The following is a 17,466-nucleotide window of genomic DNA, read 5'->3' as shown; positions in this document are numbered from 1 at the left end:
CTTCCTGGTGCAACAGCGTTGACCTGCACCGCCCTTTCAAAGTACTCGTTGCCGGATAGACCAAAGGGGCCGTTCAGCCCGCGCGCGCTAAACGCAACTCGTCTACGCTGCTCAAAAGCCTGCCGGCACACTGAAAGGGAGTTCGAGCGTGCGAGCCTACCGTATCCTGTCCGCCGCAACACTGTGCCTGGTCAGTGCATCGGCCAGCGCTTTCCAACTGTCACCCTACGGCAAGGTGAACAATGGTGCCTACACTCGTGTCTTCAGCGAGGCGGTACACGAAAACCTGACCCTGGCATCGATCAGGCAGGCAGCGATTCCCGATGCCCTTAAAGCGGATCAGAACTTCATCGAAAGCCTCATCGCGGGCGCACGCTGGAACGATGATCCGCTGGGTTTCATGAAGACGGGTGTACCAGTGGATTTCTACCTGTCGTTCAAAGACTCGTGCAAGCGTTCAACACAGATCAATCCCACCTGGGACCTCATGTATCGCACCCACTGCGGCGACATGCAGTACCTTCACGCCATGGCCTCAAGCGCTCTGGAAACCACGACACAAACACGCGCCAGAATCATGATGTGGGCCGAATTCACATTCCGTGTTTCCACCGGAGAAATCCCCAAGAACCGCTACTTTCGCAGCGTGCCGCAACTGATGAGCCCCGAAGGTGGCGAGCAGTTCAGCCAGTCGCTCACCCACAGCAACACCCGACGGCTGCTATGGCAGCCCGAAGACCTTTTCAGCAGGAACTGCACGCGTATGCCCGCACTCAAGGCAATGCTGCGAGGACACGGCTGGACAGAGTCGCGCTGTGACGATTCGCACAATGAGCATGCTGCCAGCACCATCCAGAACCTGGCGTTGGGCTCGTTGCTCCACCTGCTGCAGGACTCCTTCTCCGACAGCCATGTACGGCGCTTCCCCCTGCATGATGAGCACGTCTCTCGGCTGGCAGGGGTGCAGGGCGTCGAACAGTTCGGCAACTATGCCAAACAGGACTCGAGCCGCCACAAGGTGGCAGACAGGCTGCCGGAAACGGCCAATGACGCCCAGCCACTTGATCTGAAGCACCTCAGTGCACAGCTGATCGCACTCTCGGTAACAGGGCGCGACGGTACGGGCGCCGCGCAATGGGAGCAAGCCAGGCCGCTACTCGAACACGCCTTCGATATCAGCCGGGCACAACCCGTCTCGGGCGCGATAGGCTATGAAAAACTCGACCGGTAATGGCACTGGAGGGCCTTTACCGACTGCCGCTATCCCCTTAGACTACAGGCCTTTTCCCGCATCCCGAGGTATTCGTCCAATGCGCCATTGATGCCACCGTCGTTTCAGACGGCCCGTCTTCAGCCCCTTCACCGGGGGAAGCACCAGGCATCCTTGGAGGTTCGCATGACGAACACGTCATCCCTGACGCTGGACAGCGTCACCTATGCACTGCCAGACGGCAGGCTGCTGTTTTCCAACCTCACCGAACGTTTCGACCAGCGCCGCACCGGCCTGGTGGGGCGCAACGGCGTGGGCAAATCCATACTCGCACGCCTGATGGCCGGTCAGCTCGAGCCCAGCGATGGCCGCTGCCTGCGCCAGGGGCGCGTGCACTACCTCGCTCAACAGCCGATCACCTCCCGCACCACGGTCGCCGACCTGGCCCAGGTACGTCAGGTGATCGAAGCCCTCCAACGCATCGAGGCTGGCAGTACCGCCGCGAGCGACTTCGAGACTGTCGGCGAACGCTGGAACATACGCGAGCAACTGCACAGCCACCTGGCCCGCGAGCAGCTCGGCATGCTGCGCTGGGATCGCCCCGCCGAAACGCTGAGCGGCGGCCAGGCCATGCGCGTGGCACTGCTGGGTGCGTTTCTCGGCGACGCCGACTACCTGATTCTCGACGAGCCCACCAACCACCTGGACGCCCCCAGCCGCGCCGCGCTGATGATCATGCTCGAACGCTGGAACAAGGGGCTGCTGGTCATCAGCCACGACCGCACGCTGCTCGCCAGCATGCAGCGCATCGTCGAGCTGTCGCCCTCGGGCCTGCACAGCTACGGGGGCGACTACAGCGCATTCACCGCTTGCAAGGCCCGCGACACCGAACTGGCCGAGCGCAATCTCGAGCGTCTGAAGCTCGAACGCCAGCGCCAGGCCCGCGACCTGCAGCGTCAACACGAGCGCCTCGAACGCCACCAGGCCAGGGCCGGCCACGAGGCCAGGCACAGCAACCAGGCGAAGATCCTGCTCGACCGTCAACAGCAACGCAGCGAGGCCACCGCAGGCAGGCAGCAGCGCAACCACCTGGCCACGCGCCAGGCCATGGACGCCCAGGTGCGTGAAGCCGCTCAACGCCTGGACCCGCAGCAGCCGGTGGTACTGCACGCGCCGGCACGTCAGTTGCCGCCAGGCAGCCAGATCGCCTGGCTGCGTGACCTTGAGCTACCCCACATCGAGCATCCGCACGCGCTCGACCTGGTGCTGTATGTCGGCCAGCGCCTTGCCCTCACCGGCGCCAACGGCAGCGGCAAATCCACGTTGCTCAAGGTGCTGGCCGGGCAACTGCCGCCCCGCAAGGGTGAATGCGAGACCCGCGCCAGCGTGGCGTACCTGGACCAGCAGTGCAGCCTGCTCGACCCGAGCGTATGCGTGCTGGAGCATGTGCGCGAGGCGTGCCGTGAACTCGACCAGAGCAGCGTGCGCACCCGATTGGCGCAACTGGGCCTGGATGCAGACCGCATCACCCTGCCCAGCGGCCTGCTCAGTGGCGGCGAACGGCTCAAGGCAGCGCTGGCCGCGGTACTCTACAGCGACCAGCCAGCGCAACTGCTGTTGCTCGACGAACCCAGCAACCACCTCGACCTGCCATCGTTGCAGGCCCTGGAACAGATGCTCTGCCAGTATCAGGGGACCCTGCTGGTGGCGTCCCATGACCTGGTGTTCCTGCAACACCTGCAGTTGCAGGGGCAGCTGTGCATGCCGCAATCAGAACTGCACGGCTTCGGTGACGCACAAGGTGGCAAAGCCACTGCCCAGGGTGAGGTTGTGATGGGCGACGATGGCCTCGGCGCCTAGGCTGGGGGTATCCATGCAGGTGTGCGCGTCGCTGACCAGTACCGGGCGCACGCCCAGCTCGGCAGCAACGCGGCAATTGGTATCGACGCAGTACTGGGTTTTCATGCCGACCACCACCAGCTCTTCAACGCCCGCCTGCTGCAGCCACTCACGCAGCGGCGTGTTCCAGAAGGCACTGGGCCGGAACTTGTCGAACACGCGGTCGTATTGCTCGTCTACCTCCAGCGCCGGGAGCAGTTGCCAGGGTGTGCTGCCGGCCTCGATCGGCGAACCCTGCGGGCCGGTGTGGCGCGCGACGAATATCGGCGCCCGGGCCGCCCGGGCGGTGCCGATCAGGCGGTTGATGTTGGCCAGTATCCGCTCGCCCTGCCAGGGCTGTTCGGGGCCATGGAACAGGCCGACCTGCATATCCAGAATCAGTAACGCGCGCCGTACGGGCATGGTGTCTCTCCTTAAGATGCCAGCCGGACGCGCCAACCAAAAGGCCCCGTCCATTGCTGGCGGGGCCTTGGGTGACCTGCTGCGTTCGCTTTACACAGCCACCCATCGCCCGCCGATGGCGGTCGTGGTGGTGCGGGTCGAGGTCAACAGGTCGATATTCATGTCACGCACAATGCTCCACGAGCCCTGCGTCGGTCAAGCCCATGGCGGCGCGACCACTCACGCTCGTCACGCCGGACCTGAAGCGCTGGCGGCCGGGCACCGGCGCAATCGGCATCTGCCCGTTTCCGATCTGCACGGGATGTATTATCGTGGCTGCTTGCGCAATATGCGTGGCCTGACCATACAGGCATTTGCCAACCGATCGAGGGTGCCATGAGTAACGAGAGCATTAACTGGGACAAGCTGGGCTTTGACTACATCAAGACCGACAAGCGCTACCTTTCCTACTTCCGTGATGGCGAGTGGGACAAGGGCACCCTGACCGAAGACAACGTACTGCACATCAGCGAAGGCTCCACCGCGCTGCACTACGGCCAGCAATGCTTCGAAGGCATGAAGGCCTACCGCTGCAAGGATGGCTCGATCAACCTGTTCCGCCCCGACCAGAACGCCCTGCGCATGCAGCGCAGCTGCGATCGCCTGCTGATGCCGCGGGTGCCGACCGAACAGTTCATCGAGGCCTGCAAGCAGGTGGTCCAGGCCAACGAACGCTTCGTACCGCCGCACGGCAAGGGCGCCCTGTACCTGCGTCCGTTCGTGATCGGCGTGGGTGACAACATCGGCGTACGCACCGCGCCGGAGTTCATCTTCTCGATCTTCGCCATCCCGGTTGGCTCGTACTTCAAGGGCGGCATGACCCCGCACAAGTTCCTGATCTCCGATTTCGACCGTGCCGCGCCCCAGGGCACCGGCGCCGCCAAGGTCGGTGGCAACTACGCAGCCAGCCTGCAACCAGGCTATGAGGCCAAGAAGGCCGGCTTTGCCGACTGCATCTACCTCGACCCGCTGACCCACAGCAAGATCGAGGAAGTGGGTTCGGCCAACTTCTTCGGCATCACCGCCAACAACGAGTTCGTGACCCCGAAATCCGCCTCGGTGCTGCCGGGCATCACCCGCCTGTCGCTGATGCAACTGGCCGAATCGCGCCTGGGCCTGAAGGTGATCGAGGGCGACGTGCTGATCAACCAGCTGGACCGCTTCATCGAAGCCGGTGCCTGCGGCACCGCTGCGGTGATCACCCCGATCGGCGGCATCCAGTACAACGGCAAGCTGCACGTGTTCCACAGCGAGACCGAAGTCGGTCCGGTGACCCAGAAGCTCTACGCCGAGCTGACCGGTATCCAGAGCGGTGATGTCGAAGCGCCGGCGGGCTGGATCGTCAAGGTCGCCTGAATGCATCGCGGGTCAAGCCCGCTCCCACAGGTTCATCGCAACCTTGTGGGAGCGGGCTCGACCCGTGACTGGCTGCGCAGCAGCCCTTTTTCAAGATGAATTTTTCTTTAACCCGGGCACCGCCTATTCTTTGGCACAATCGAGTCTCCACACGCCGCCCAGGTAAGAGCATGCCCCGCGTACTGACTATCGAAGACGATGCCGTCACCGGCCAGGAAATCGTCGCCGAACTCTCCAGCCACGGCCTTGAGGTCGACTGGGCCGACAACGGTCGTGAAGGCCTGGCCAAGGCAATCGCCGGCGGCTACGACCTGATCACCCTCGACCGCATGCTGCCCGAAGTCGACGGCCTGACCATCGTCACCACCCTGCGCAACCTCAAGATCGCCACGCCGATCCTGATGATCAGCGCCCTCTCCGATGTCGACGAACGCGTGCGCGGCCTGCGCGCCGGTGGTGACGACTACCTGACCAAGCCGTTTGCCTCCGACGAGATGGCGGCGCGCGTGGAAGTGCTGCTGCGCCGCAACAGCGTGCCGATGGCCCAGACCCGCCTGCAGGTCGCCGACCTGGAGCTGGACCTGATAAGCCACGAGGCCCGGCGCGGTGAGCAGACCCTCAACCTGCTGCCCACCGAGTACAAGCTGCTGGAATTCCTGATGCGCCACGCCGGCCAGGTCATCACCCGCATGATGATCTTCGAGGAAGTCTGGGGGTATCACTTCGACCCCGGCACCAACCTGATCGACGTGCACATCGGGCGTCTGCGCAAGAAGATCGACGCCGCCGGGCAAACCCCGCTGATTCGCACCGTGCGGGGCTCCGGCTATGCCATTGCCGAACCCGTCTAAGGGCTGGAGTTCGTCCACCAGCCGCCTGCTGGCGCTGTACAGCTTTCTGTTCGTGGCCTGGAGCAGCATCCTCATGGGGGTGCTGTACTTCGAGGTGTCCGGCTACCTGAACAAGCTCACCCGCCATTCCCTGTTGCAGCGCCAGCATCTGTTCGCACACATGAGCGGCAAGCAGCTCGACGACGCCCTGATCGCCAGCCAGGCCTTCGACGAACGCAGCTTCGATGCCTACGGGCTGTTCGACGCGCAGTTCAACCCACTGGGCGGGCAGATCCGCCAGATCCCGCCCGAGCTGGGCCTGGATGGCAGGATCCACGAGCTCAGCCGCTGCCTGGACGCCGACGACCCGCGCATGCCAAAAGACAGCTGTGATGCCGTGGCGCTCAAGGTGCGCGATGGCCGCTGGCTGGTGCTGGTACGCGACAACGGTTCGCTGTTCGTGGTCACGCGGATCATTCTGCATGCGTTGCTGTGGGGGCTGTCGCTGACCATCATTCCCGGCATCGCCGGCTGGTACCTGCTGCGTCGCCGCCCGCTCAAGCGCATAAGGGCGATCCAGGCCAGTGCCGAGCTGATCGTGGCCGGCGACCTCACCCACCGTCTGCCGCTGTCGTCGCGCCGTGACGAACTGGACATGCTGGCAGCCATCGTCAACGCCATGCTCGACCGCATCGAGCGGCTGATGCATGAGGTCAAAGGCGTGTGCGACAACATTGCCCACGACCTGCGCACCCCGCTGACGCGCCTGCGGGCCCAGCTGTACCGGATCCGCCAGCAGGTCGGCGACGACTCGATCCAGGCCGACCAGATGGACCAGGCCATCAGCGAAACCGACACCCTGATGGCGCGTTTTCGCGGGTTGCTGCGCATCAGCGAACTGGAAGACCGCCAGCGCCGTGCCGGCTTCGTCGAGCTGGACCCGCGTGCCCTGCTGGTAGAGCTGCATGACTTCTACCTGCCGCTGGCCGAGGACGGCGAAATTCGCCTGACCCTGGTGCTGCCCGACCAGTTGCCGGCGCTCAAGGGCGACCGCGAGCTGCTATTCGAGGCCCTGGCCAACCTGCTGGGCAATGCCATCAAGTTCACCCCGGCCGGTGGTCAGGTGCGGATGCGAGCCCGTGAAGACGCCCAGGGCGTGCTGATCGAGGTGGAGGACAGCGGGCCGGGGATTCCGGCGGACGAGCGCGAGGCCGTGCTCAAGCGGTTCTACCGCAGCGAGGAAGGTCATCGGCACAACGGGTTCGGGCTGGGGCTTTCGATCGTTGCAGCGATCGTCGACCTGCATGGGTTTGAGCTGGAGGTAGGAGACAGCGAATTGGGCGGGGCGCGGCTGGTGTTGCAGTGTCGGCCGAAGGTGGCCAGTTAGGGCCTCATCGCGGGTCGAGCCCGCTCCCACAGGTTGATCACTGATCTAGAGCACAGTGATCAACCTGTGGGAGCGGGCTCGACCCGCGATGAGGGCAGCGCGATCAGTCAGCCAGGCGCCAGGTCGTCGTGCCCTTGCCGTCTTCCAGCACCACGCCCATGGCGGTCAGCTGGTCGCGGATGCGGTCCGATTCGGCCCAGTTCTTGTCGGTACGTGCCTGCAGACGCGCCTGGATCAACGCCTCCACTTCAGCCGCATCGACCTTGCCTTCGGCGCCCGCCTGCAGGAAGTCGTCGGCCTCCAGCTGCAACACGCCCAGCAGTTCGGCCAGCTCGCGCAAGCGGCCCGCCAGGCCAGCGGCCACCTCAGGCTCGGCCTCGCGCACGCGGTTGATCTCGCGCACCAGGTCGAACAGCACCGCACAGGCTTCAGGCGTGCCGAAGTCGTCGTTCATGGCCGCGGCAAAACGCTCGACATACGCCTCGCCACCTTGTGCGGCCACGCGCGGCAAGCCGCGCAGCGCATGGTAGAAGCGCTCCAGGGCGCCCTTGGCTTCGCGCAGGCTGTCCTCGGAGTAGTTGATCGAGCTGCGGTAGTGGCTCGACACCAGCAGGTAGCGCACCACCTCCGGGTGATACTTGTCGAGCACGTCGCGAATGGTGAAGAAGTTGTTCAACGACTTGGACATCTTCTCGCCATTGATACGGATCATGCCGCAATGCATCCACGCCTTGGCGTACTGCTTGCCGGTGGCCGCCTCGCTCTGGGCAATCTCGTTCTCGTGGTGCGGGAACTCCAGGTCGTTGCCGCCACCGTGAATGTCGAAGCTCTCGCCCAGGCAGCAGGTCGACATCACCGAGCACTCGATGTGCCAGCCCGGACGGCCCGGGCCCCACGGCGATTCCCAGCTCGGCTCGCCGGGCTTGACGCCCTTCCACAGCACGAAGTCGAGCGGGTCCTGCTTGGCCTCGTCGACCTCGATGCGGGCACCGATGCGCAGGTCTTCGATCTTCTTGCGCGACAGCTTGCCGTAGCCGACGAACTTGCCGACGCGGTAGTACACGTCGCCGTTGCCCGGCGCGTAGGCATAACCCTTGTCGATCAGGGTCTGGATCATCGCGTGCATGCCGGCGATGTGGTCGGTGGCACGCGGCTCCTGGTCCGGCGGCAGGATGTTCAGACGGCGCTCGTCCTCGTGCATCGCGTCGATCATGCGCGCGGTCAGCGCTTCGAACGATTCGCCGTTCTGGTTGGCGCGGTTGATGATCTTGTCGTCGATGTCGGTGATGTTGCGCACATAGGTCAGGTCGTAGCCGCTGTAGCGCAGCCAGCGCGTGACCAGGTCGAACGCGACCATGCTGCGCCCATGGCCCAGGTGGCAGAAGTCGTACACGGTCATGCCGCACACGTACATGCGAACCTTGTTGCCATCGAGCGGAACGAAAACTTCCTTGGTCTTGCTCAGGGTGTTGTAGATGCTTAGCACGTAGAGTTCCTTAGCTGCCCCACGAATCGCGCAGGGTCACGGTGCGGTTGAACACCGGCTTACCCGGCGTGGAGTCTTTCAGGTCGACGCAGAAGTAGCCTTCGCGCTCGAACTGGAAGCGGTCTTCGGGCTGGGCCTGGCCCAGCGAAGGTTCCGCACGACAACCGCTCAGCACCTGCAGCGAATCGGGATTGATGTTGTCAAGGAAGCTGCCGCCGTCGTCGGTCTTCTCGGGGTTGGCCGAACGGAACAGGCGGTCATACAGACGTACTTCGCACTCGACGCTGGCCGCGGCCGGCACCCAGTGGATCACACCCTTGACCTTGCGGCCCTCGGGGTTCTTGCCCAGGGTGTCGGGGTCGTACGAGCAGCGCAGCTCGACGATGATGCCCTCGGCATCCTTGATCGCCTCGTCGGCGCGGATCACGTAGCTGCCACGCAGGCGCACTTCACCGGCCGGCTCCAGGCGCTTGTAGCCCTTGGGCGGCTCTTCCATGAAGTCGTCGCGGTCGATGTAGATCTCGCGGGCGAACGGCAGTGCACGCACGCCCATGTCTTCCTTGGGGTGACGCGGCAGTTCGAGCTGCTCGACCTGGCCTTCGGGGTAGTTGGTGATGACTACCTTCAGCGGGCGCAGTACGCACATGGCCCGTGGCGCGGTGCGGTCCAGGTCGTCACGGATGCTAAATTCGAGCATCGACATGTCGACCACGCCGTCGGAACGGTTGGTGCCGACCATCTCGCAGAAATTGCGGATAGACGCCGGGGTGTAGCCACGACGGCGGAAGCCCGACAGCGTGGACATGCGCGGGTCGTCCCAGCCCTGTACGTGCTGCTCGTCCACCAGTTGCTTGAGCTTGCGCTTGCTGGTGATGGTGTAGTTCAGGTTCAGGCGGCTGAACTCGTACTGGCGCGGCTTGCACGGCACCGGCAGGTGGTCGAGGAACCACTCGTACAACGGACGATGGCTTTCGAACTCCAGGGTGCAGATCGAGTGGGTGATGCCCTCGATGGCGTCCGACTGGCCATGGGTGAAGTCGTAGATCGGGTAGATGCACCAGGTGTCACCGGTCTGGTGATGATGGGCATGGCGGATGCGGTACAGGATCGGGTCGCGCAGGTTCATGTTCGGCGAGGCCATGTCGATCTTGGCGCGCAGCACGCGCTCGCCATCCTGGAACTCGCCAGCCTTCATGCGCGCGAACAGGTCGAGGTTTTCCTCGACGCTGCGCTCGCGGAACGGGCTGTTCTTGCCCGGCTCGGTCAGGTTGCCGCGGTACTCGCGGGCCTGCTCCGGGGTCAGGTCGCACACATAGGCATTGCCCGACTTGATCAGGTCGACCGCCCACGCATGCAACTGCTCGAAGTACTGCGAGGCATAGCGCACCGGGCCGGTCCACTCGAAGCCCAGCCACTTGACGTCACGCTGGATGGCGTCGATGTACTCCTGGTCCTCTTTGGCCGGGTTGGTGTCATCGAAGCGCAGGTGACAGGCACCGCCGAATTCCTGGGCCAGGCCGAAGTTCACGCAGATCGACTTGGCGTGACCAATGTGCAGGTAGCCGTTGGGCTCCGGCGGGAAACGGGTGACGATGCTGGTGTGCTTGCCCGAATCCAGGTCGGCCTGCACGATCGGACGCAGGAAGTTCACAGGGACGGCGGGCGCGCCTTTGGCAGCGGCGTTGGGAGCGTTGTCAGCGGTGGGCTTGCTCATAGGATCCTTGAAATACCGGTACACGGCCCGGGTAGGCCGACTGAATCAAAGCGCTTATCATAGCCCAAGCGCCCGAGCTGCCGACAGGGCAGCGCCGACAAACTGGCGCTATATTCGGCTGGCCGGGCAAAAAAACTGCCGTGACGTGCGTATCGTGGCCTGTAAACTGTGCGTCAGGGTTACTACGCGATCCTGCGCACCCATTTCTTGAATGCCTGAAAAGCGAGAATTTGAGCATGACCCAAGTCAAACTGACCACCAATCACGGTGACATCGTCATCGAGCTGAACGCCGAGAAAGCCCCGATCACCGTGGCCAACTTCATCGAGTACGTCAAAGCCGGTCACTACGAGAACACCGTGTTCCACCGCGTCATCGGCAACTTCATGATCCAGGGCGGCGGTTTCGAGCCGGGCATGAAAGAGAAGAAAGACAAGCGCCCGAGCATCCAGAACGAAGCCGACAACGGCCTGAGCAACGACAAGTACACCATCGCCATGGCCCGTACCATGGAGCCGCATTCGGCCTCGGCGCAGTTCTTCATCAACGTCGCCGACAACAGCTTCCTCAACCACAGCGGCAAGAACGTGCAGGGCTGGGGTTATGCAGTGTTCGGCAAAGTCACCGAAGGCACCGACGTGGTCGACAAGATCAAGGCCGTTGCCACCGGTTCCAAAGCCGGCCACCAGGACGTGCCAGCCGAAGACGTGATCATCGAGAAAGCCGAGATCATTGGGTGATACTGCTGATCTCCGATCTGCACCTGCAAGAAGAACGCCCGGACATTACCCGGGCGTTTCTTGATCTGCTGGCCACCCGTGCCCGCAGCGCGCAAGCGCTGTACATTCTCGGGGACTTTTTCGAGGCCTGGATAGGCGACGATGCCATGACGCCCTACCAGGCGTCGATCTGCCAGGCCTTGCGTGCGCTGAGCGACACGGGCACCCAGGTGTTCCTGATGCACGGCAACCGCGACTTCCTCATCGGCCAGGCGTTCTGCAAGGCCGCAGGCGCCACCCTGCTACCCGACCCCAGCGTGGTCGAGCTGGGCGGCGAGCCGGTGCTGCTGATGCATGGCGACAGCCTGTGCACCCGTGACGAAGGCTACATGAAGCTGCGCCGTTACCTGCGCAACCCCGTGAGCCTGTGGGTGCTGCGCCACCTGCCGTTGCGCACGCGGCACAAGCTTGCGCGCAAGCTGCGCAGCGAAAGCCGCGCGCAGACGCGCATGAAGGCCAATGACATTGTCGATGTGACGCCCGAGGAGGTACCACGGGTGATGCAGCAGCATGGCGTGCGCACCCTGGTGCATGGGCACACCCATCGCCCGGCGATCCACAAGCTGATGGTGGGCGATGCGCCGGCGCGGCGTATCGTGCTGGGCGACTGGGATCGCCAGGGGTGGGCGCTGCAGGTGGATGAACAAGGGTTCCAGCTGGCACCCTTCGACTTTGCCTGACCCCTTCGCCGGCAAGGCCGGCTCCTACAGGTTTTGCGTAACCCTGTAGGAGCCGGCCTTGCCGGCGAAGCCTTTTTCAGTGCCCCGCCGATGCCGGCCCGGCCTTGGCCGCGAACGGCGGCTTGGCCAGCCACACCAGCAGCACCAGCCCGACGAACACCCAGCCCATCAACGTGAAGTAATCCACCGTCGACATCATGTACGCCTGGCTGTTGAGCATCTGCTCCAGCTGCGCATACGACTGCCCGTTCGCCCCGCCCAGGTGGCCGAGCATGTCACGGGTGGCCGGCTCATAGGTACTGATGCTTTCGCTCAGGTACGCATGGTGCTGGTCGGCCCGGCGAATCCAGATCCAGGTGGTCAGCGACGCGGCAAAGCTGCCGCCCAGGGTCCGCAGGAAGGTCGCCAGCCCCGAGCCGTCGGCGATCTGCTGCGGCGGCAGGTCCGAAAGCAGGATGCTCAAGGTGGGCATGAAGAACAACGCCACGCCGATACCCATGAACAGCTGCACCAGGGCGATGTGCTGGAAGTCCACTTCGTTGGTGAACCCTGCCCGCATGAAGCAGCTGGCACCGATTGCCACGAACGCCAGCCCCGCCAGCACACGCAGGTCGAACTTGTGCGCGTACTTGCCCACGAACGGCGACATCAGCACCGGCAGCAGGCCGATCGGCGCCACCGCCAGCCCCGCCCAGGTGGCGGTGTAGCCCATCTGGGTCTGCAGCCATTGCGGCAGGATCAGGTTGATGCCGAAGAACCCCGCATACCCGCCCACCAGCACAATGGTGCCGATGCGAAAGTTGCGGTGGGCGAACAGGCGCAGGTTCACCACCGGGTGCTTGTCGGTCAGTTCCCAGATGATGAACACCGCCAGGAACACCACCGAAATCAGGCTGCCGATGACGATGAAACTGGACTCGAACCAGTCCAGGTCATTGCCCTTGTCGAGCACGATCTGCAATGCCCCCACCCCGACGATCAGGCTCAGCAGCCCGATGTAGTCCATCGGCTGGCGGCTGGTGCTCACCGGCCGGGTACGCATCTGCTGACGCACCACGGCGGCAGCGAACAGGCCGATCGGCACGTTGATGAAGAAGATCCACGGCCAGCTGTAGCTGTCGGTGATCCAGCCACCGAGTATCGGCCCGGCAATCGGCGCCACCACCGTGACCATCGCCAGCAGCGCCAGGGCCATACCCCGCTTGGCCGGGGGGTACACCGCAATCAGCAGGGTCTGGGTCATGGGGTACAACGGCCCGGCCACCACGCCCTGCAACACGCGAAAGCCGACCAGCTCGGGCATCGATTGCGAGATACCGCACAGAAACGACGCCAGCACGAACAGCAGCGTGGCCCAGATGAACAGCTTCACCTCGCCGAAGCGCCGGCTCAGCCAGCCGGTCAGCGGCAAGGCTATCGCGTTGCTCACCGCGAACGAGGTGATGACCCAGGTGCCCTGCTCCGAACTCACCCCCAGGTTGCCGGAGATGGTAGGCAGGGCGACGTTGGCGATGGTGGTGTCGAGCACCTGCATGAACGTCGCCAGCGACAGGCCGATGGTGGTCAGCAGCAGGCTTGGCGGGGTGAACGAAGCCTGCCCGCTCATCGCTGCGCAGTCTTGCCGCTGGCGGCGCTGTTGTCATGGATCAGGCGCGCGATCAGGGTATCGGCCTCCACCAGCTGGCGGTCGTACACCTGGGTGGCGAACGAGGCTTTCTGCGGCGGCTGTTGCGCCAGCACCGGGCCGCTCTGGTCGTGCAGGTCGACGTCGACCTGGGTCGACAGGCCGATCCGCAGCGGGTGTTCGGCCAGTTGCTCGGGGTTGATGTGGATCCGCACCGGCACGCGCTGGACGATCTTGATCCAGTTGCCGGTGGCGTTCTGCGCCGGCAGCAGGGCGAAGGCGCTGCCGGTACCGGCGCCCAGGCTGTCGATGGTGCCGCTGTACTTCACGTCGCTGCCGTACAGGTCGGCAACGATGTCCACCGGCTGACCGATACGCATGTTGCGCAGCTGGGTTTCCTTGAAGTTGGCGTCGATCCACAGCTGGTCCAGCGGAATCACCGCCATGGTCGCGGTGCCCGGCTGCAGGCGCTGGCCCAGTTGCACCGTACGCTTGGCCACATAGCCGGTGACCGGCGCCACCAGGGTGGTGCGGGCATTGTCCAGGTAGGCCTGGCGCAGGTCGGCGGCGGCAGCCTGCACTTCGGGGTGCGAGGAGACCACGGTGTCGTCGACCAGCGCGGTGGTGGTGTTGAGCTGCTGCTGGGCATTGCTCAGCGCGCTTTGTGCCGATGCCAGGTCGTCACGGGCGTGGGACAGCTCCTCCTGCGAGATCGCCCCGCCGGCGGCCAGGGTCTTGCGTCGGTTGTAGTTTTCCTGGGCCTTCTGCAGCTCGGCCTTGCGCGCCGCCACCTGGGCCTTCTGCCCGTCGACGTTGCTGTAAAGCCCACGCACCTGGCGCACGGCGCGGGCCAGCTTGGCCTCGGCGCTCTGCAGGCCGACCTCGGTGTCGCTCGGGTCGAACTGGATCAGCACCTGGCCGGCGTGCACCAGGTCGCCATCGTCGGCGCCGATGCTGGTGACGGTGCCGGTGACCAGCGGGGTGATTTCCACCACGTTGCCGTTCACATAGGCGTCGTCGGTGTTTTCGCTCCAGCGCCCGTAGAGCTCGTGCCAGGCCCACACACCGGCGCCAAGCACGAGTACGAGCACCAGCAGCCCGAGCAGCAGCGTCTTGCGCTTGCGCTGATTGTTGAGGTCCTGCTCGGTAGGGGCAGTGTCCGGGGAGGATGCAGTGGCCATGAGAAATACCTTGGCGTTTTATTGATTGCGGGAAGTCGAGGGCAATGCGGCGGCCTGGGTGTCGGCCTGGTAGCCGCCCCCCAGCGCCTGCATCAACTGGATCGACAGGTCGATCTGTTCGGCGTTCAGTTCGGCCAGCTGACGCTGCGACTGCAGCAGCTGCTGTTCGATGCTCAGCACATCCAGGTAGTTGCCGATGCCGGAGCCATAGCGCTGCATCACGGTGTCGTAGGACTGCTGGGCGATGTCGGTGGCACGTTGCTTGGCTGCAATCTGCTGGCCCAGTGCATGCAGCTGGTCGATGCTGTCGCTGACCTCGCCCAGTGCACGCACCAGGCTCTTGTTGTATTGCGCCACGGCCAGGTCGTAGTCGGCATCACGGGCATCGAGGTCGGCGCGCAGGCGCCCGCCGTCGAAAATCGGCAGCGACACGGTCGGGGCGATGTTGAAGAAGCGGCTCGGCGCGCCGAAAATCGCATCACCCAGCAGTGCCTGGGTGCCGGCGGCGGCGCTCAGGTTGAGGTTGGGGTAGAAGCGTGTCTTGCTCGCATCGATCGACTTGCTCGCCGCCTCGACCCGCCAGCGCGCGGCCACCAGGTCCGGACGCCGGCCCAGCAACTCGGCCGGCAGCACCGAGGGCAGCGCCACCGCAGCAGGCTTGAGCACATTGGGGCGGGCGATCTGCTGGCCACGGTCGGGGCCCTTGCCCAGCAGCACCGCCAGCGCGATCTGCGCGCTGCGTAGCTGCTTCTGGGCATTGATGGCCTGCTCCTGGGAGCTGGCCTCCAGGCTTTCGGTCTGCTGCAGCTGGTACTGGCTGTCGATACCCGAGGCCAGCCGGCGCTGGCTGAGTTCGAGCATCTGGCGGGTACGCTTGAGGTCTTCCTGGGTCAGGTCGTTGACGATGTGCGCCTGGCCCAGCTGGCTGTAGGCACGGGCAACGTCGGCGGCCAGGGTCAGTTGTGCGGCCTGGCGGTCCACCTCGGCGGCACGGGCCTGGCCCAGGGCGGCTTCCCAGGCATCGCGTTGCCCACCCCAGAGATCGAAGGTGTAGTTGAAGGTCGCGCTCAGGCTGCGCAGGGTGGAGTAGCTGCCGCCCTGCCCCGTCGGGTCCTGGTCACGGGCCAGGCGCGAGCGGCTGACCCCGGCGCTGGCATCCAGCGTGGGCATGCGCTCGGCGTCGGCAGCGTAGGCCGCGGCGCTGGCCTGATGGGCACGGGCGCTGGCAACCTGCATGTCGGGGCTGTCGCGCAAGGCCTCGCCGATCAGGCTGTCCAGTTGCGGGTCGCCAAGGCGGGTCCACCAGTCGCCCTTGGGCCAGGCCGCAGGCGACAGGGCAACGCCGCCGAGGGTCTTGCCAGCCTGCAGGTCGGCGGCGCCGAGGCGCCGGCCCTGGGTATCGAGGCCACTGTAGTTGGCGCAACCGGCCAGGCTCAGGGCAAGCACCAGCAGGCTTGCACCGGCACGCAGGGCTCGTGGTTTCATTGGGCCTCCACGCGCAGAGCGGTGACGGCATCGCCGGCCGCCAGCAGCACCTTGGTCAGAATTTTTTCCAGGGTCTTGAGCTCGTCCGGGGCCAGCACGCCAACCAGCTCGTTTATCGCCGAAGCACCGATCTGGGGCAACTGGCCGGCCAGCACATCGCCATCGGCGGTGAGCTCCAGACGTACCTGGCGCCGGTCCTGCGGGCAGCGGCTGCGGGCGATCAGGCCCTTCTGCTCCAGACGATCGAGCATGCGCGTCATCGACCCGCTGTCCAGGCTGAGGAAACGGCACAGTTCGGCGGGGGTATCGACCCCGTACTGGGACACGATGATCAGCACCTTGAACTGCGCGGCGGTGACGCCGAAGTCCTGCAGGTGGCTGTCCAGAATGCGGTCCTTCACCAGTGCGGCGCGCCCCAGGAGCATGCCGATGGTGCAGGACTGGAAGTTTTCGGGGGTGAAGTGCTGCATGAAGAGAGATACCTGCTTAGGCAGTGGATGCCGCAGATATTACTGCTCAGGCAGCGAATGGCCAAGCATTAATTAGCTTGCTTTCTATTTGCTCGACAAAAGGAGGTATTGCGGCGCCCGTATCGCGGGTAGAGCCCGCTCCCACAGGATGGGTCATCAGCCTGTGGGCGCGGGCTTGGCCCGCGATGTTTTCAGGCCGGCACGCCGCTATGGAAGCGAAACTCCACGTCCGGCGTGGTGATCAGTTCGGCTTCCACCTCGCGCACCCGCTCCACGGTGCGCTCCACATCCGCCGCTTCGCCATACTGATACGCCAGCTTCAGGTACCCCTGGTAATGGCGCGCCTCGCTCTTGAGCAGCCCGTGGTAGAACTTGCCCAGTTCCTCGTCCAGGTGCGGCACCACCGCAGCAAAGCGCTCGCAGCTGCGCGCCTCGATGAACGCGCCGACCACCAGCGTGTCCACCAGCTTCACCGGCTCGTGCGCGCGCACCACCTTGCGCAGCCCCGAGGCATAGCGCCCTGCCGACAATGGGCGCAAGGCCACCTTGCGCTTCTTCATCAGGCGCAGCACCTGCTCGTGATGCACCAGCTCCTCGCGGGCCAGGCGCGACATCATGTTGATCAGGTCGACATGCGTGTTGTACTTGGCAATCAGGCTCAGCGCCGTGCTGGCGGCCTTGAACTCGCAGTTCTTGTGGTCGATCAGCATCGTCTCCTGGTCGGCCAGGGCGGCATCGACCCAGGCATCCGGGGTGCGGCAGGCGAGGAAGGCTTCGATTTCGGGAATAAGGGACATAGGCTCACAAACGGGCATGGAGTGTCGACAAGACCGGCGATTATACCGGCGGCAGTGGCGATCACCAGTGACTATGCTTGATGCATATCAACATCCACCGCATCCGGGGCGCCGACTATAGTCAGGC

General features: G+C 64.6%; 15 protein-coding genes. 7 read left to right on the top strand and 8 right to left on the bottom strand.

Annotated features, from left to right (window positions below; all coding sequences use genetic code 11):
* The first annotated feature begins 148 nt into the window (after positions 1–148).
* A complete protein-coding gene (locus DN388_RS23210) occupies positions 149–1,231 on the top strand; it encodes a hypothetical protein (protein WP_104572286.1) in 1,083 nt (360 codons plus the stop codon).
* 165 nt (positions 1,232–1,396) lie between these two features.
* Positions 1,397–3,070, top strand: a complete 1,674-nt coding sequence (locus DN388_RS23205; RefSeq protein ID WP_255002219.1) for an ABC-F family ATP-binding cassette domain-containing protein — start codon at positions 1,397–1,399, stop codon at positions 3,068–3,070.
* Here DN388_RS23205 and DN388_RS23200 read toward each other — a convergent pair.
* Positions 2,981–3,511: a cysteine hydrolase family protein gene (locus DN388_RS23200; protein WP_255002216.1), complete on the bottom strand. Its 531-nt coding sequence runs from the start codon at positions 3,509–3,511 to the stop codon at positions 2,981–2,983. The two genes, DN388_RS23205 and DN388_RS23200, sit on opposite strands and share 90 nt — an antisense overlap.
* 375 nt (positions 3,512–3,886) lie before the next feature.
* Here DN388_RS23200 and DN388_RS23195 point away from each other — a divergent pair, with 375 nt between their 5' ends.
* The 3 genes from DN388_RS23195 to DN388_RS23185 all read left to right on the top strand — a co-directional run bounded on the left by DN388_RS23195 (position 3,887) and on the right by DN388_RS23185 (position 7,123).
* Positions 3,887–4,906, top strand: a complete 1,020-nt coding sequence (locus tag DN388_RS23195; protein WP_043863056.1) for a branched-chain amino acid aminotransferase — start codon at positions 3,887–3,889, stop codon at positions 4,904–4,906.
* A gap of 170 nt (positions 4,907–5,076) precedes the next feature.
* Positions 5,077–5,757: a response regulator transcription factor gene (locus DN388_RS23190; protein ID WP_043863057.1), complete on the top strand. Its 681-nt coding sequence runs from the start codon at positions 5,077–5,079 to the stop codon at positions 5,755–5,757.
* Positions 5,735–7,123 carry a HAMP domain-containing sensor histidine kinase gene (locus tag DN388_RS23185; protein ID WP_054915700.1) on the top strand — a complete coding sequence of 463 codons (1,389 nt, stop codon included), beginning with the start codon at positions 5,735–5,737 and terminating at the stop codon, positions 7,121–7,123. The genes DN388_RS23190 and DN388_RS23185 overlap by 23 nt, the downstream gene beginning before the upstream one ends.
* 103 nt (positions 7,124–7,226) lie before the next feature.
* On the opposite strand, the gene cysS is transcribed toward DN388_RS23185, so the two are convergent.
* Together cysS and DN388_RS23175 are read right to left on the bottom strand one after the other, a co-directional pair.
* The gene (cysS, locus tag DN388_RS23180; RefSeq protein WP_043863059.1) at positions 7,227–8,609 is read right to left on the bottom strand and encodes a cysteine--tRNA ligase; all 1,383 of its coding nucleotides are present in this window, start codon (positions 8,607–8,609) and stop codon (positions 7,227–7,229) included.
* A 10-nt stretch (positions 8,610–8,619) separates the two neighbouring features.
* The gene (locus DN388_RS23175) at positions 8,620–10,323 is read right to left on the bottom strand and encodes a glutamine--tRNA ligase/YqeY domain fusion protein (RefSeq protein ID WP_255002209.1); all 1,704 of its coding nucleotides are present in this window, start codon (positions 10,321–10,323) and stop codon (positions 8,620–8,622) included.
* A gap of 236 nt (positions 10,324–10,559) precedes the next feature.
* On the opposite strand from DN388_RS23175, the gene DN388_RS23170 reads away from it, so the two are divergent.
* Together DN388_RS23170 and lpxH are read left to right on the top strand one after the other, a co-directional pair.
* Positions 10,560–11,063 (top strand): peptidylprolyl isomerase, encoded by a 504-nt coding sequence (locus tag DN388_RS23170; RefSeq protein WP_043863061.1) that lies wholly within the window; start codon positions 10,560–10,562, stop codon positions 11,061–11,063.
* Positions 11,060–11,782 carry a UDP-2,3-diacylglucosamine diphosphatase gene (gene lpxH, locus DN388_RS23165; RefSeq protein WP_043863062.1) on the top strand — a complete coding sequence of 241 codons (723 nt, stop codon included), beginning with the start codon at positions 11,060–11,062 and terminating at the stop codon, positions 11,780–11,782. The genes DN388_RS23170 and lpxH overlap by 4 nt, the downstream gene beginning before the upstream one ends.
* A 76-nt stretch (positions 11,783–11,858) precedes the next feature.
* On the opposite strand, the gene DN388_RS23160 is transcribed toward lpxH, so the two are convergent.
* The 5 genes from DN388_RS23160 to DN388_RS23140 all read right to left on the bottom strand — a co-directional run bounded on the left by DN388_RS23160 (position 11,859) and on the right by DN388_RS23140 (position 17,339).
* Positions 11,859–13,388, bottom strand: a complete 1,530-nt coding sequence (locus DN388_RS23160) for a DHA2 family efflux MFS transporter permease subunit (protein WP_043863063.1) — start codon at positions 13,386–13,388, stop codon at positions 11,859–11,861.
* Positions 13,385–14,587 (bottom strand): HlyD family efflux transporter periplasmic adaptor subunit, encoded by a 1,203-nt coding sequence (locus tag DN388_RS23155; protein ID WP_043863064.1) that lies wholly within the window; start codon positions 14,585–14,587, stop codon positions 13,385–13,387. The genes DN388_RS23160 and DN388_RS23155 overlap by 4 nt, the downstream gene beginning before the upstream one ends.
* A gap of 18 nt (positions 14,588–14,605) precedes the next feature.
* Complete coding sequence (locus tag DN388_RS23150; protein WP_088515681.1) at positions 14,606–16,072, bottom strand: efflux transporter outer membrane subunit; 1,467 nt, start codon at positions 16,070–16,072, stop codon at positions 14,606–14,608.
* A complete protein-coding gene (locus DN388_RS23145) occupies positions 16,069–16,542 on the bottom strand; it encodes a MarR family winged helix-turn-helix transcriptional regulator (protein ID WP_255002201.1) in 474 nt (157 codons plus the stop codon). The genes DN388_RS23150 and DN388_RS23145 overlap by 4 nt, the downstream gene beginning before the upstream one ends.
* Before the next feature lie 191 nt (positions 16,543–16,733).
* Positions 16,734–17,339: a tRNA-(ms[2]io[6]A)-hydroxylase gene (locus DN388_RS23140; protein ID WP_043863067.1), complete on the bottom strand. Its 606-nt coding sequence runs from the start codon at positions 17,337–17,339 to the stop codon at positions 16,734–16,736.
* Positions 17,340–17,466 lie beyond the last annotated feature (127 nt).

It is taken from the genome of Pseudomonas sp. S12(2018) (assembly GCF_024355235.1).
GTDB lineage: Bacteria > Pseudomonadota > Gammaproteobacteria > Pseudomonadales > Pseudomonadaceae > Aquipseudomonas > Aquipseudomonas palmensis.
Note: the sequence above shows the minus strand (reverse complement) of the source record. Positions and strands in the feature narration are given on the sequence as shown.

What these genes read in the sequence shown, in the direction of transcription:
- DN388_RS23170 (WP_043863061.1), top strand. Translation starts at nt 10,560, where the DNA reads ATGACCCAAGTCAAACTGACCACCAATCACGGTGACATCGTCATCGAG.
- DN388_RS23195 (WP_043863056.1), top strand. Translation starts at nt 3,887, where the DNA reads ATGAGTAACGAGAGCATTAACTGGGACAAGCTGGGCTTTGACTACATC.
- DN388_RS23150 (WP_088515681.1), bottom strand. Translation starts at nt 16,072, where the DNA reads ATGAAACCACGAGCCCTGCGTGCCGGTGCAAGCCTGCTGGTGCTTGCC.
- DN388_RS23175 (WP_255002209.1), bottom strand. Translation starts at nt 10,323, where the DNA reads ATGAGCAAGCCCACCGCTGACAACGCTCCCAACGCCGCTGCCAAAGGC.
- DN388_RS23200 (WP_255002216.1), bottom strand. Translation starts at nt 3,511, where the DNA reads ATGCCCGTACGGCGCGCGTTACTGATTCTGGATATGCAGGTCGGCCTG.
- DN388_RS23145 (WP_255002201.1), bottom strand. Translation starts at nt 16,542, where the DNA reads ATGCAGCACTTCACCCCCGAAAACTTCCAGTCCTGCACCATCGGCATG.
- DN388_RS23185 (WP_054915700.1), top strand. Translation starts at nt 5,735, where the DNA reads ATGCCATTGCCGAACCCGTCTAAGGGCTGGAGTTCGTCCACCAGCCGC.
- DN388_RS23160 (WP_043863063.1), bottom strand. Translation starts at nt 13,388, where the DNA reads ATGAGCGGGCAGGCTTCGTTCACCCCGCCAAGCCTGCTGCTGACCACC.
- DN388_RS23155 (WP_043863064.1), bottom strand. Translation starts at nt 14,587, where the DNA reads ATGGCCACTGCATCCTCCCCGGACACTGCCCCTACCGAGCAGGACCTC.
- DN388_RS23140 (WP_043863067.1), bottom strand. Translation starts at nt 17,339, where the DNA reads ATGTCCCTTATTCCCGAAATCGAAGCCTTCCTCGCCTGCCGCACCCCG.
- DN388_RS23205 (WP_255002219.1), top strand. Translation starts at nt 1,397, where the DNA reads ATGACGAACACGTCATCCCTGACGCTGGACAGCGTCACCTATGCACTG.
- DN388_RS23190 (WP_043863057.1), top strand. Translation starts at nt 5,077, where the DNA reads ATGCCCCGCGTACTGACTATCGAAGACGATGCCGTCACCGGCCAGGAA.